The organism is Bacillus sp. LL01, assembly GCF_001037965.1.
Map to the genome: position 1 here is coordinate 1 of NZ_LFEL01000022.1, position 14,299 is coordinate 14,299.

The 14,299-nt window shown below is 41.1% G+C and carries 14 protein-coding genes and 1 pseudogene; 11 read left to right on the top strand and 4 right to left on the bottom strand.

What is annotated here, in order from left to right; translation table 11 throughout:
• The 6 genes and pseudogenes from AB685_RS21760 to purD all read left to right on the top strand — a co-directional run.
• Nucleotides 1-676 (top strand): AIR synthase-related protein (locus AB685_RS21760; RefSeq protein ID WP_047972683.1); only part of this gene is annotated, 676 nt, incomplete at its 5' end.
• Complete coding sequence (gene purF, locus AB685_RS21765) at nt 661-2,073, top strand: amidophosphoribosyltransferase (protein ID WP_047972684.1); 1,413 nt, start codon at nt 661-663, stop codon at nt 2,071-2,073. The genes AB685_RS21760 and purF, both read left to right, overlap by 16 nt.
• Nucleotides 2,074-2,105: 32 nt before the next feature.
• Nucleotides 2,106-3,140 carry a phosphoribosylformylglycinamidine cyclo-ligase gene (purM, locus tag AB685_RS21770; protein ID WP_047972685.1) on the top strand — a complete coding sequence of 345 codons (1,035 nt, stop codon included), beginning with the start codon at nt 2,106-2,108 and terminating at the stop codon, nt 3,138-3,140.
• Entirely contained in the window at nt 3,137-3,730 is a 594-nt protein-coding gene (gene purN / locus AB685_RS21775; protein WP_047972686.1) for a phosphoribosylglycinamide formyltransferase, read from the top strand. Before purM ends, purN begins: the two co-directional genes overlap by 4 nt.
• Nucleotides 3,727-5,256, top strand: coding sequence for a bifunctional phosphoribosylaminoimidazolecarboxamide formyltransferase/IMP cyclohydrolase (gene purH / locus AB685_RS21780; protein WP_047972687.1), 1,530 nt, complete (start codon nt 3,727-3,729; stop codon nt 5,254-5,256). Before purN ends, purH begins: the two co-directional genes overlap by 4 nt.
• Nucleotides 5,257-5,271: 15 nt before the next feature.
• Nucleotides 5,272-6,543 (top strand): annotated as a pseudogene (gene purD, locus AB685_RS21785) (phosphoribosylamine--glycine ligase).
• On the opposite strand, the gene AB685_RS32505 reads toward purD, so the two are convergent.
• The gene (locus AB685_RS32505; protein WP_347230877.1) at nt 6,518-6,628 is read right to left on the bottom strand and encodes an EYxxD motif small membrane protein; all 111 of its coding nucleotides are present in this window, start codon (nt 6,626-6,628) and stop codon (nt 6,518-6,520) included. The pseudogene purD and the gene AB685_RS32505 sit on opposite strands and share 26 nt — an antisense overlap.
• 275 nt (nt 6,629-6,903) lie before the next feature.
• Nucleotides 6,904-7,170 carry a DUF2892 domain-containing protein gene (locus AB685_RS21790; RefSeq protein ID WP_047972688.1) on the bottom strand — a complete coding sequence of 89 codons (267 nt, stop codon included), beginning with the start codon at nt 7,168-7,170 and terminating at the stop codon, nt 6,904-6,906.
• 159 nt (nt 7,171-7,329) lie between these two features.
• Here AB685_RS21790 and AB685_RS21795 point away from each other — a divergent pair, with 159 nt between their 5' ends.
• The 5 genes from AB685_RS21795 to ade all read left to right on the top strand — a co-directional run bounded on the left by AB685_RS21795 (nt 7,330) and on the right by ade (nt 13,182).
• Entirely contained in the window at nt 7,330-9,069 is a 1,740-nt protein-coding gene (locus tag AB685_RS21795) for an adenine deaminase C-terminal domain-containing protein (protein WP_047972689.1), read from the top strand.
• A 65-nt stretch (nt 9,070-9,134) separates the two neighbouring features.
• Nucleotides 9,135-10,166 (top strand): DUF3048 domain-containing protein, encoded by a 1,032-nt coding sequence (locus tag AB685_RS21800; protein WP_047972690.1) that lies wholly within the window; start codon nt 9,135-9,137, stop codon nt 10,164-10,166.
• A 25-nt stretch (nt 10,167-10,191) separates the two neighbouring features.
• Nucleotides 10,192-10,503, top strand: a complete 312-nt coding sequence (locus AB685_RS21805) for a YerC/YecD family TrpR-related protein (RefSeq protein ID WP_047972691.1) — start codon at nt 10,192-10,194, stop codon at nt 10,501-10,503.
• 146 nt (nt 10,504-10,649) lie between these two features.
• Nucleotides 10,650-11,291: a TraR/DksA C4-type zinc finger protein gene (locus AB685_RS21810; RefSeq protein ID WP_047972692.1), complete on the top strand. Its 642-nt coding sequence runs from the start codon at nt 10,650-10,652 to the stop codon at nt 11,289-11,291.
• A 145-nt stretch (nt 11,292-11,436) separates the two neighbouring features.
• Nucleotides 11,437-13,182 carry an adenine deaminase gene (gene ade / locus AB685_RS21815; protein WP_047972693.1) on the top strand — a complete coding sequence of 582 codons (1,746 nt, stop codon included), beginning with the start codon at nt 11,437-11,439 and terminating at the stop codon, nt 13,180-13,182.
• Between the two features lie 39 nt (nt 13,183-13,221).
• On the opposite strand, the gene AB685_RS31420 is transcribed toward ade, so the two are convergent.
• On the bottom strand, nt 13,222-13,374 hold the full coding sequence (locus AB685_RS31420) for a hypothetical protein (protein WP_157860746.1): 153 nt from the start codon (nt 13,372-13,374) through the stop codon (nt 13,222-13,224).
• Nucleotides 13,375-13,518: 144 nt separating this feature from the next.
• Nucleotides 13,519-14,299 (bottom strand): alanine racemase (alr, locus tag AB685_RS21820; RefSeq protein ID WP_047972694.1); only part of this gene is annotated, 781 nt, incomplete at its 5' end.

A 14,299-nucleotide genomic window follows, 5' to 3' on the forward strand; every position in this document is an offset into this window, starting at 1 on the left:
GCAGCTAGAAAAATCAACTGATGGAATGAGTGAGGCATGTCGAGTGCTCGAAACTCCGGTTATAGGAGGAAATGTGTCGCTTTATAATGAGACAAATGGAGTAGCTGTTTACCCTACACCGGTTATTGGTATGGTTGGCCTCATTGAAGATGTGGATCATATTACCACCCAATCTTTTAAACATACAGGSGATTTAATCTATCTTATTGGACAAACAAAGCCTGAGTTTGGAGGCAGTGAACTTCAGAAGATGGTCAATGGATCTATTTCTGGAAAAGCACCGACACTTGATCTAAACGTAGAGAAAGCATTTCAAGCAATGCTCTTACAAGCAATCAAGTTAGKCTTAGTAGAATCTGCTCATGATGTAGCAGAGGGCGGAGTAGCTGTTGCATTGGCAGAGAGTGTAATCGATACAGAGGTAGGGGCACATGTGACGTTAGATGGTGAGATTATCTCACAATTATTTGCAGAGTCTCAATCGCGTTTCATCGTATCGGTCAAACCTGAAAATCAAGCTCAGTTTGAACAAGTAGTAGAGGCAACACTGATTGGTGAAGTGACGAACGATGATGCACTTGTTATTCGTGCATCATCAGAACAKTTCGTAATTAATGCGAAAAAKGATGAAATGTCTAAGGCTTGGAAGGGAGCCATTCCATGTTTGCTGAAATAAAAGGTTTAAATGAAGAGTGCGGTGTATTTGCTGTTTGGGGCCACAAGGATGCTGCTCAAATCACGTATTACGGTCTCCATAGTTTACAACATCGAGGACAAGAAGGAGCTGGTATCGTCGTAACAGACGGTGAGCAGCTCTCGGTTCATAAGGGGATGGGTCTAGTTAATGATGTGTTCCGTCCTGAAGACCTAACACTTTTACACGGAAAAGCTGCAATCGGTCATGTTCGTTATGCAACCGCAGGCGGAGGCGGATTTGCCAATGTTCAACCGCTATTATTTCGCTCTCAACGTGGAGGGTTAGCGCTCGCACATAAYGGTAACTTAGTGAATGCAAACAACTTGAAGCATCAATTAGAAAGTCAAGGTAGTATTTTTCAGTCTACTTCAGATACAGAAGTATTAGCTCATCTTATTAAGCGTAGTGGTTATTACACTCTTGAGGACCAATTGAAAAATGCATTAGCGATGTTAAAAGGGGCTTATGCTTTTGCTGTAATGAATGAAGATCAATTAATGGTAGCTCTTGATCCGAATGGGCTTCGTCCACTTTCCATTGGTCGTCTAGGCGATGCATATGTGGTGGCGAGTGAGACATGTGCGTTTGATATCATTGGAGCAACTTATGAACGTGATGTGCAGCCAGGTGAACTAGTCATTATTGATGATAACGGATTACGTTCAGAGCGTTTTGTTAGTGCAACTTCAAGAGCAATTTGTAGTATGGAGTATGTATATTTTGCAAGACCAGATAGCAATGTTGATGAGGTCAACGTTCATACAGCTAGAAAGAACCTAGGAAAACAATTAGCTCTAGAATTTCCAGTCGAAGCAGATGTCGTCACTGGTGTTCCTGATTCAAGTATTTCAGCGGCAATTGGGTATGCAGAACAGACTGGTATTCCATATGAACTTGGTTTAATCAAAAATCGTTATGTCGGTCGTACATTTATTCAACCTTCTCAAGAGCTAAGAGAACAAGGGGTGAAAATGAAACTCTCAGCTGTGCGTGGTGTCGTTGAAGGAAAGCGTGTCGTGATGATTGATGATTCGATTGTTCGTGGTACGACAAGTAGACGAATTGTACGGATGCTCCGTGAAGCAGGAGCAAAAGAAGTGCATGTACGCATAAGTTCACCTCCTATCAAGCATCCTTGTTTTTACGGAATTGATACATCAACAACCTCAGAGCTGATTGCTTCAAACCATTCAATTGAAGAAATGCGCGATATGATGGGTGCTGACACGCTAGCATTCTTATCAACAGAAGGGTTAATGACTGGGATCGGACGTGATGATCAATCACCAAACTGTGGACAATGTTTAGCATGCTTTACAGGAACTTATCCAACCGAGATCTATGCAGATACCCTACATCCACATGCAAAAGTATAAAGACTTAAAAGAATTTAGAGGGGGAACTGATGATGTCAGATGCATATAAGCAAGCCGGTGTTGACATTGAGGCTGGTTATGAAGCTGTACGACGCATGGGACAACATGTGAATCGAACGAATCGTCCAGGAGTTATGGGAGGATTAGGTGGCTTTGGAGGCATGTTTGATCTTTCAAGTCTCAACATGAAAGAGCCGGTACTCGTATCAGGAACAGACGGGGTAGGGACGAAGCTAATGCTTGCCTTTATGGCAGAAAAACACGATACGATCGGTGTAGATGCTGTAGCGATGTGCGTAAATGATATCGTGGTACAAGGCGCAGAACCTCTCTATTTTCTTGATTATTTAGCAGTAGGAAAAGCAGACCCGAACCGGATTGAAGCAATTGTTAAAGGGATAGCTGATGGTTGTGAGCAAGCTGGTTGTGCATTAATAGGGGGAGAAACTGCTGAAATGCCTGGAATGTATGAGGAAGACGAGTATGATGTAGCTGGATTTTCTGTAGGAGCTGTTGAAAAGAAAGATTTACTCACTGGTGAGAAGATCGCGCCTGGTGATATTGTGATTGGTCTTTCTTCGAATGGACTTCATAGTAATGGTTTCTCCTTGGTCCGCAAAGTATTCCTTGATGAACACCAATTATCTTTAAATGAAAGTCTTCCTGGACTTCAAGGGACGCTTGGTGAGGAGCTCTTAACACCAACAAGAATATATGTAAAACCTTTACTTCAAGCACTTCGCACATATCCGATTCATGGCCTTGCTCATGTCACAGGTGGTGGGTTCTATGAGAATATCCCACGCATGCTTCCTGCTGGATGTAAGGTAGAAGTCGATTATGGTTCTTGGCCGATCCCGACAATTTTCTCTTTACTTGAAGAATACGGAAAACTTTCTAAAAAAGATTTGTTTAGTGCGTTTAATATGGGTATCGGGATGATTGCAGTGGTACCGGAAGAAGTTCATACAAATGTGATTCGATTGCTTGAAGAGCAAGGAGAGAAAGCGTTCATCATTGGCCGAGTGACAGAAGGGACTGGGGTTACTATTGGAGGCATTGATTGATGAAGATTGCCATTTTTGCCTCAGGGAATGGGACGAATGCACAAGCGATTATTGATCAAGCTCAAAGTGGAGACATTAAAGTAGAAGTGGCTTTAGTTATAAGTGACAAGCCAAACTCCAAAGCTCTTATTCGTGCTAGCTCCTCTGGTATAGCTACATTTGGTTTCAAGCCGTCTAATTATATGAATAAAGATGAATTCGAATCAGACATAGTAGCCGAGCTGCAGTCACGCCAAATTGACCTTGTTGTGTTAGCGGGATATATGCGTTTGATTGGACCGACACTTCTATCTGCTTATGAAGGTAAAATCGTAAACATTCATCCGTCGCTTTTGCCGGAATTTCCAGGACTAGATGCGATCGGTCAGGCATTAAGGGCTGGTATTAGTGAAACAGGGGTAACGATTCATGAAGTAGATGCAGGGATGGACACAGGACCAATCATCGCCCAAGAAACGATCACTATTGAACAAGATGATACAATTGAAACATTAACAAAAAAGATACAAGCGGTAGAACATCGTCTCTATCCACAAACCATTGCAGCGTGGGGGAACACGATGAAGCTGGAAGGAGTTAAAAGCAAATGAAGAGAAGAGCATTAGTCAGTGTATCGAACAAAGAAGGGATTATTCCATTTGTAAGAGGCCTTGTCGATGCAGGGTTTGAAGTTGTTTCAACAGGTGGGACGAAAAAAGCGATCCAAGATGCAGGGATAGCCGTAACGGGCATTCAAGAAGTTACCGGCTTTCCAGAGATTCTTGAAGGACGTGTGAAAACCCTCCATCCTAATATTCATGGTGGTCTACTTGCTATGCGTGAAAAGCAAGAGCATCAAGAACAACTACAAGAACATCATATTACACCGATTGATGTGGTTGTTGTAAACCTCTACCCGTTCCAACAAACCATTGCAAAAGAAGATTCAACGTTTGAAGATGCGATTGAGAATATTGATATCGGTGGACCAAGWATGCTCCGTGCTGCCGCGARAAATCATAAACATGTAACAGTAGTTGTCGACCCTGCGGATTATGACACCGTATTAACTGAATTAAAAGCTGGTGTTACAACTGAAACACGCCGTCGTCTTGCTGCTAAAGTATATCGYCATACAGCCGCCTATGATGCTGTGATCGCTGAATACTTAACAGAAGCAGTGGGGGAAGAAAGCCCAGAGACGTTTACGGTTACATATGAGAAAAAACAAAGCTTACGCTATGGGGAAAACCCTCATCAAAAGGCAACGTTCTATAAAAAGCCTCTTGCTAAAGATGGCTCAATAGCTACTGCCACTCAATTGCACGGTAAAGAACTTTCCTATAACAACATTAATGATGCTAATGCAGCACTTGCTATTGTAAAAGAATTCACTGAGCCGGCTGCTGTAGCTATTAAGCATATGAACCCTTGTGGGGTTGGGACAGGTCGAACGATCGAAGAAGCCTATGATAAAGCATATGAAGCTGATCCTGTTTCTATTTTTGGCGGAATCATAGCCTTAAATCAAGAGGTTGACCACACGACAGCTCTTAAGATGAAAGAAATTTTCTTGGAAATTATTATTGCGCCAGCGTTTACAGAGGAAGCACTAACTATATTGAAAGAAAAGAAAAACCTTCGTTTATTAACGGTAGACACAAGCAAAGCTAAGGCAGCAGAAGCCACTCTTACGTCGATTCATGGTGGGTTACTTGTACAAGATGAAGATACGCATAGCTTTGATGAAGCAGAGATTTCTGTTCCTACAAAGCGCGAACCAACAGAAGATGAGTGGAAAGCATTAAAGCTAGCATGGAAAGTCGTCAAACATGTGAAATCAAATGCGATTGTTCTTGCTAACGATCAAATGACGGTAGGTGTCGGTGCAGGGCAAATGAATCGTGTTGGGGCAGCTGCTATTGCACTAGAGCAAGCAGGTGATCGCATGGAAGGTGCTGTTATGGGATCAGATGCCTTCTTCCCAATGGGTGATACAGTTGAAGCAGCAGCTAAAGCAGGTGTACGTGCAATTATTCRGCCAGGTGGATCGATTCGTGATCAGGAATCAATTGATATGGCTGATCGTTATGACATTGCAATGGTATTTACAGGAGTGCGTCATTTCAAACATTAAGAGGAGGCGTGTATCATGAATGTGCTTGTAATTGGGAGCGGTGGTCGTGAACATACAATTGCTTGGAAATTAAAACAAAGTGAGCAGGTTGCAACTGTTTTTGTAGCACCCGGTAATGATGGAATGAGCGATGTGGCAACCACGGTTCCGATAAGTGAAGACGATCAAGATGCGCTTGGGGAGTTTGCAAAGGCTAATCAAGTCGAACTTACAATCGTTGGTCCTGAAGTTCCACTTTTAGCAGGGTTGGTTGACCACTTTAAAGCTGCGGGATTAATTGCCTTTGGGCCATCGAAAGAAGCTGCACGTCTTGAAGGTAGTAAGTCATTTGCAAAAGAGATCATGCAGAAATATAACATTCCAACAGGAGCCTATCAAACCTTTACAAATTATGAATTAGCTGTTCAGTATGTAAAAGAACATGGTGCACCAATTGTTATTAAAGCAGATGGTCTAGCGGCAGGTAAAGGCGTTGTTGTAGCTATGACTGAAGAAGAGGCTGTAGGAGCATTAGATGCAATGTTAAATGAACAAGCATTTGGTGAGGCGAGTGCTTCTGTTGTCATTGAAGAGTATTTAGAGGGCGAAGAGCTTTCATTAATGGCATTTGTTCATGGGGATATCGTCATTCCAATGGTAGCAGCTCAAGACCATAAGAGAGCCTTTGATAACGATGAGGGTCCTAATACTGGCGGAATGGGTGCCTATTCTCCTGTCCCACAGTTTGGTAATGAACAGATTAATGAGGCAGTAGAGACAATCCTTAAACCTACTGCAAATGCTATGATCGCAGAAGGACATTCTTTTACAGGGATATTGTATGCCGGATTAATGATGACGCAGGCTGGTCCTAAAGTCATTGAATTCAATGCCCGCTTTGGTGATCCAGAAACACAAGTCGTTCTACCTCGATTAGAGTCAAACCTTGAGCAAGTGATCTTAACATTATTAAAGGGGCAGAAGCCAGAACTTAAGTGGTCTGATGATGCGGTAGTAGGCGTTGTGATGGCAAGTAAAGGTTATCCGGGATCTTACCAATAAGGTGTAGTTATTGAAGGACTCGATACATTAAGTGAGCAATCATTACTCTTTCATGCAGGAACAAAGAAACAAGATGGAAGATGGCTGACCGATGGTGGTCGTGTCCTCTTAGCAGCTTCAAAACAACCTACACTTAGTCTGGCTAAAGAGTCTGTTTATAAAGAAATTGAGCGCATTCAAAGTGATGGTCTTTTTTATCGTCAAGATATAGGAAATAAAGCTATTTCACGCGTTTCTTCTTCATGAACACATAAAGAAAAGCTATAACACTTCCAATTAATAAAATATAAATAAATAACGAGTCTGTTGCATACTCTTGAATACTGAACATGTCGTCACCTCCAGTGATGATATTAAACCGTATAAGTGTTAAACTTATACGGTTTTTGATTTTTGGTTGGCTCCTTGCCCTGCGTGAAAAAACGATGAATCAAATGAAGTCAAAAAGCGACTTCATATTGCTCTCCCTTATTTTTTAGCATGCCAGACCAGTTGCCACCGCTTTTCATGTCGGTCGCTTCACTTTGTCAAACAAAGCAAAAAGCGCTTCTCATTGCCAAAGCTCCACCGCCCTCATACCTAAACGAGCCAACACCGCTTTTCTTTCTAAGATGGGTTCATGACTCTTCCGTCTTGGTGATGATCTTCTTCAAGCTGGCCATGACCAGGGTGCATCATTTCACTTTTGGCTAAGTAGACAAGAGGGCAAAAACGTGTGATACCTTCTGCCACTTTCATGCCCCCAAGCATTGCTGCTAGTAGAGAACGATTTCTGTGTGGTTTACGTACCATTTTTGCAATAGAATAAGCAAGAACGGTAAAGCCTGCTGTAATACGAATTAACGCATCGATTCGACCAATATTAGGTTTCATTTAAAAACAACTGCCTTTCTGTGTGTTTGTTCACCGAGTTGTCAAAAAAACCTGTAAAAAGATTTGACAACTTTAGTGAGTTAATGAGTGATTGTATGGTACGATAGAAACAATAGATAATTTACAAAAAAAAGGAACGATAGAAACGGGTGAATTGAGATGACGGAGCGAATTTATCGCTGGACAAAAAAACGTTTACGCCAACAACTTGAAGTTGTTAGAGGAGAGCAGGCGCCTTCGCTCGTCCTAAAAAATGCAACCTACTTAAACCATGCTAGAAGAAAATGGTTACAGGCAAATATATGGATTGCACAAGATCGTATTGTCTACGTTGGAGACGAAATGCCTAACGTATTGACTGAAACGGAAATGGTGGACTGTTCAAATCAATATATAGTCCCTGGTTATATTGAGCATCATGCTCACCCATTTCAACTTTATAATCCCCACAGCTTTGCAAAATATGCAGCATCACGTGGAACAACAACCTTGATCAATGATAACTTAATGTTCTTTTTGAATCTCGAAAAAAAGAAAGCGCTTTCTTTGATTGAAGCTCTTGATGAGCTGCCAACCTCGATGTATTGGTGGTGTCGCTATGATGCTCAGACAGAATTAAAAAGTGATGAGGCTTTCTCGAATTCGAAAATGAAAGCATGGCTTGAACATCACTTAGTCATTCAAGGTGGCGAACTTACCTCATGGCCAAAAGTTTTAAATGGAGATGACTCGACCTTGCATTGGATGCAAGAAACAACACGTCTTCGAAAACCAATTGAAGGACATCTACCAGGGGCATCAGAAAAGACGCTCTCACAAATGGCTCTTCTTGGAGTAACATGTGATCATGAAGCGATGACAGGTGAAGAAGTAGTAAGAAGGTTAAATCTAGGGTATACAACTTCACTACGACATTCTTCCATTCGCCCAGACTTACCGAAGTTGCTAAAAGAAATGCAAGAGCTTGGTGTGGATGTATTTGATCGTTGCATAATGACGACTGATGGTTCTACTCCTACTTTTTATGAAGAGGGTGTAATGGATCAGTTGATAAAAATTGCGCTTGATGCAGGCATTGACCCGATTGATGCTTACGGAATGGCTACTTACAATGTGGCGAGATATTACAATCTTGATCACAAACTAGGAATGATTGCACCAGGCCGTGTTGCTCATCTTAATTTCTTAACAGATATAAATGATCCGAAACCGACCTCTGTTATAGCAAAAGGACAATGGGTTGTAAGAGATGGACGTCAATGTGAAGGGWATGAATCATTCCCGTGGGAAGATTATGGGATCGGCTCTCTTGAATTAGATTGGGAGCTGTCTGAAGATGACTTACACTTCTCGATGCCGATGGGAATTGAGATGGTTAATGCCGTTATTTTAAAACCTTATCAGATTCCAATCGAATGCACTGATCGAACGCTAAGTCATGAACATGATGAAAGTTTCTTCGTGATGTTAGATAAGAATGGAAAATGGTTGATTACATCGATGCTGAAAGGATTTGCTAACCAGATCTCTGGCTTTGCCAGTTCCTTCTCAAATACAGGTGATATTGTCTTAATTGGTAAGAGTATTTCCGATATGGTAAAAGCATTCAATGCATWGAAAGCACAAGGTGGCGGAATGACACTGGTTGAAGAAGGTGAAGTCATCGGTTCTATTCCATTGAACCTTTTTGGGATCCTTTCTTCTAAATCAATGAAAGATGTGATGGAAGACKAGAAAGTATTTGTCAAGCTGCTGCGTGAACGTGGTTATAAGCATGAAGACCCTATTTACAGCTTGTTATTTTTCTCTTCTACGCACTTACCTTATATTCGAGTTACACAAAATGGAATTTATGACGTTCATAAGAAAACGGTACTCTTTCCCTCGATTATGCGTTAAACTATAAAAGAGTTCTGCCTTAGAATGACATATATTTTACGAAGAAAAGGACGTGTAGACGTCTCATGAAACGGTGGATGACAGTAGCTTTTATTGCCTCAATCCTTCTTGTAGGGTGTAACAAAGAGGCAGACGAGATAAGCGAAGCAATTGAATCAACTCCAGATACACTAGATGATGAACACAATGAAGAAGAACAACCGTTTACTTATCCTTTAAAGGGTGATAAAAGCGATATAGAACTTGATCACCGGCCGGTTGGGGTGATGATTAATAATCATCCAGCTGCTAGACCGCAATCTGGATTAGTCGATGCTGATGTTGTATATGAGGTATTAGCGGAAGGGGAAATGACTCGCTTTCTCGCTCTTTTCCATAGTGCTTTTCCAGAAGTGGTAGGTCCGGTTAGAAGTGCCCGAGATTATTATATTGACCTAGCGAATGGGTATAATGCGGTGTTTATTACTCATGGTTGGAGCCCAGGTGCTGAGGCTAGATTAAAGGCCGGGAAGGCAGATTATTTGAGTGGGCTTCACWATGATGGCACGTTATTTCAACGCTCAACTGACAGACGTGCACCTCATAACTCCTATATCACTTTTGAAAATATCCAAAAAGGGATAGAGGAGCAAGGGTATGACTGGGAAAAAGAAGTATTCCCGCTTTCTTTTTATACAAGTGAGGATATTCAAGTGGTTGGACATGCTGCCTCTACTATTGTTGTTAACTACTTTAATCGAAATGAAGTCTCCTACCAATTTGATGAACAAACAGGGAAGTACCACAGGTTCAATGGGGACTCGCAAACAGTTGATTATCATACAAATGAACCTCTGTTGGTCGCTAATCTGTTCATTGTGGAAACAGAACATAACGTCCTTGATGAAGCTGGGCGTCGTGATATTAACCTTACTTCAGGCGGGAGAGGTCTTCTTGTTCAGAGTGGGATTGCCAATGAAGTGAATTGGAAGAATATTGATGGTAGAATCTTACCCGTTGATGAGAATGGGAATGAAATGCCGCTAAAACCAGGTATGACTTGGATTAATGTAGTTCCTACTTCGCCGAGTATGGATGAAAGTGTGTCATACAATTAATTTTAATAAAGGGATGTGTGGCTATATGCAAATTGATAAATTAAGAGGGAAAGAGCTTGATCAATTATTCAACGCGATCTTGTCTTTAAATAACCTAGAAGAGTGCTATGAGTTTTTTGATGATCTTTGTACGATTAATGAGATTCAGTCACTAGCACAGCGTCTTGAAGTTGCACGTATGTTACAAAACGGCTATAYGTACCATAAAATCGAGACGGAAACTGGTGCTAGTACAGCAACAATTTCACGAGTGAAGCGTTGCTTGAATTACGGCAACGACGGCTATAAAATGACTTTAGATCGAATTAAAGAAGAAGAGCCAGTTGAAGAAAAATAAGCAGTTAAGGCATGAGGTCTATTTTAAGACCTCATGCCTTTTTGTGTACTCGTAATGTTTACATTTCCTCAATTACGTGTATTACCTAATTAACAAATGATTTATTAGATTAGTAATGTCAGGAAACCAATTTGGAGGTATATACGATGTTAACAAGTGAGCAAATTAAAACATTAGAAAATAAACTGCTTCATATGAAAAAGGAAATTGAAGAGCGAGTATCAGATGATGTGAGTGAAGCAGACTTAGAAAATCGTGGAGAGGATACTGGAGAATTATCAAACTATGACAATCACCCGGGTGATCTTGCTACTGAACTTCATGATAGGGAACTAGAAGCTGCTCTCGATCAACATTCTAAAGATGAACTGGAAGAGATTAATCAAGCACTTGCTGCAATCGAGAATGGTACGTACGGAATTTGTGAAGTGTGCGGAGAGCCAATACCGTATGAAAGGCTAGAGGCGCTACCAACGGCAAGGCGTCGAGTAGAGCATGCTGATGTGCAACTTGACCCTAATCGGCGTCCGGTTGAGGAAGAAGTAGTCAATCCAACTATCGAATCAAGCGAAGGAGAAGACAAAGTCATTTATGACCGTGAAGATACGTGGAGAGATATAAGTCAACATGGGACTTCAGATTCTCCCTCAGACTTAACAAATCCCGAAGATGGGTACAATCCTGAACCTAGAGATGAAGAACCGCTAGAAGAAATTGATTCGATGAAAGTAGCAGATATCAAAGGTAATGACTCAGGTCGAACATCAGATCGAAAAGAGCATACTTAAGTGAAATAATTCCTCTTCTAATTATCATAATTAGGAGAGTTTTTTTTGCTTAGTAATGATTTTACGTTACATTCCCTCTCAAAAATAATGCATAAATCATTCATTTATTCTACAATAGTAAAAATGTTTAAAGGAGTGTGGCGCGGTGCAGAAGGAAAGGTTACAAAAGCAAATTGCAGCGGCATCAAAGCGTAAGAAAGCAGATCTTGTTCTAAAAGGTGCGATGGTCGTCGATGTATTTAACGTCACAACGTTTCAAGCAGACGTAGCCATTTGTGATGGGGTGATTATTGGAGTTGGTGGCTATGAGGGTGAAAAAGAGATAGAGCTGAATGGGAAATATATAGCTCCTTCATTTATTGATGGCCATGTTCATATCGAATCAGCCATGGTGCCGCCGGAAGAATTTTCTAAGATTGTTCTTCCACATGGTGTGACCACGGTGATCGCCGATCCTCATGAGATTGCAAATGTTGGTGGTCTTCCTGCTGTTCAGTATATGGTTGAAGCGTCTAAAGGCTTACCACTCGATGTGAAAATGATGGCGCCATCTTCAGTTCCAGCAACCCCTTTTGAACATAACGGGGCAGACCTTTCAGCTAAAGAAGTATCTCAGCTTATAAGAAATGGTGAAGTGCATGGATTAGCAGAGGTAATGGATTATCCAGCTGTACTTAAAGGAGAAGAGGAGATGGTCAAAAAACTTCTTGCTGCACACGAAAATGACTGTGTGATTGATGGACATGCGGCTGGACTGAATGAGACGGCGTTGAACACCTATTTAACAGCAGGAATACGAAATGATCATGAAGCAGTGAGTTCGGAGGAAGCAAAGCAACGAATTAAACGTGGAATGTATGTATTGATGAGAGAAGGAACAGCTGCAAAAGATATGGAAGCTTTAATTGGATCGGTAACACCTTATAACGCAAGACGGTTTGTGTTCGCCACAGATGACAAACATCTCGATGAATTAGTGGAAGATGGGAGCATTGATGTGAGTGTAAGAAAAGCAATTAAGCTTGGAATAGATCCCATTCAAGCTCTTCAAATGGCTAGCTTAAATGCGGCTGAGTGCTTTGGCTTGAAAACGAAAGGCGCCATTGCTCCAGGATACGAAGCGAGCTTTATTGTATTATCTGATTTAAAAAACATCACGATTGAAGCAGTGTATGTGAAAGGTGAAAAAGTAGTTGAGGAAGGTCAGTTAATAAGCGAAGTAAGAGATTCTTTGCAACCACCAGAAGTTTTATTAAGTAGTGTACGCATGAAGAATTGGGGACCAGATGCGCTAAAGCTTAGATTAGGTTCGACGAAAGCAAAAATAATTGGCGTCGAACTTGGATCAATTGTTACGAAATCTCTTTGTGAAGAAGTGACGATTGAAGATGGGCTTTTTAAACCCTCGATCGAAAAAAATCAACTAAAGTTAGTTGTTGCAGAGAGACATCATGAGCTTGGACATTTTGGAGTTGGCATTGTAAAAGGGATTAGTCTTAAACAGGGGGCGATTGCAACATCGATTTCACATGATTCTCATAATATTATTGCATGTGGGGTAGATGATGAGAGCCTCACACTTGCTATAAAAGAGCTTGAACGTATCCAAGGAGGGTTAGTTGTTGTTTCAAAAGGAAAGGTTCTTGCAGCTCTTCCATTAGAGCTTGGTGGACTAATGTCGATTGCACCGCATGAGGTAGTAATGAAACAGTTAAAGCAAGTTGATCGTGGTTTAGGTGAGTTGGGCTATACAGGTGAATCGAATCCTTTTTTAACTCTCTCTTTTCTAGCCCTGCCAGTCATCCCATCCCTAAAGTTAACAGATACAGGTTTATTTGATGTTACTACTTTCTCTCATATTAGTCCTGAAGGTGAAAGTGTTTCCCTATAAAAAAGGAGGTTACGAGCATTCATACTCGTAACCTGTTTACTACTTGGGAGTTTTACTATCTGGGTTCACGTCTAGGGAAGAAGTGATTTTTTGTTCCTTTTGTAATGTATTAATATAATGATAGACCTTTACGAGTTGCTCATCATTTAAATGAAGCAACATCATGTAAATCTCTTCTTTCGTAAGGTACATAAGCCTCCCCCTCTCTCTTTATCGAAGATAGTTCTTTACCCATCTTACCCTTTACCCTCACCCTTGAAATATAATCCTTATCATCTAGTTTTTTTTAAAAAAGTAAGTTTAATGGGTAATSAAAAAAGCTCTGACCGAAGAGGGTCAGAACTTATCATAATATCTTGGTACACGCTTGCTGATAGCGCAAACGATCTCATAATTAATCGTACCAGTTAATTGAGCCATTTCATCAATTGGGAATTCTACTACATCTCCAACCTGAATATCAGTTAAGTCGGTTGCATCAATCATTGTTTGGTCCATGCATACTCGTCCGATAATAGGGGCTAGTTGATCACCAAAAAGCACATGGCCTTTATTTGATAAGGCTCGGGATAGCCCATCCGCATACCCAATCGGCATGGTCGCTACGATTCTTTGGTCTGATAGCTTATGTGTTCTACCATAGCTAATGGACGACCCTTCTGGTAAGGTGCGCAATGAAACAATACTGGAATAAAGACGCATAGCTTGAGTCAGCTTGATAGGAAATCTAAGAGCAGGATCTGGCTTTAATCCATACAAACTAATACCTACTCGTACCATATCAAGGTGTTTATCTCGGTGAAAAAGCGTACCAGCACTGTTGCAGCAATGTTTAATAGGAATCATTATTCCTTCTTTTTCTAAAGCGTTGATAAAAGAAAGAAACTTCTCAAATTGTTCATCTGTGTAAGTAGAAGTAGGAGCATCTGCTTCTGCAAAATGAGTGAACAATCCCTCAACCTCGATCATTTCATGTTGAGCTAATGGTGTGATGACTTCAAGCAGTTCTTCTTTTGTTTGCAGGCCGACTCGTCCCATACCAGTATCGGTTTTGATATGAACTTTAATAGGATCGCTTAAAGCGGGTGAGAGTTGAAGTAGGGCATCACGCACATCT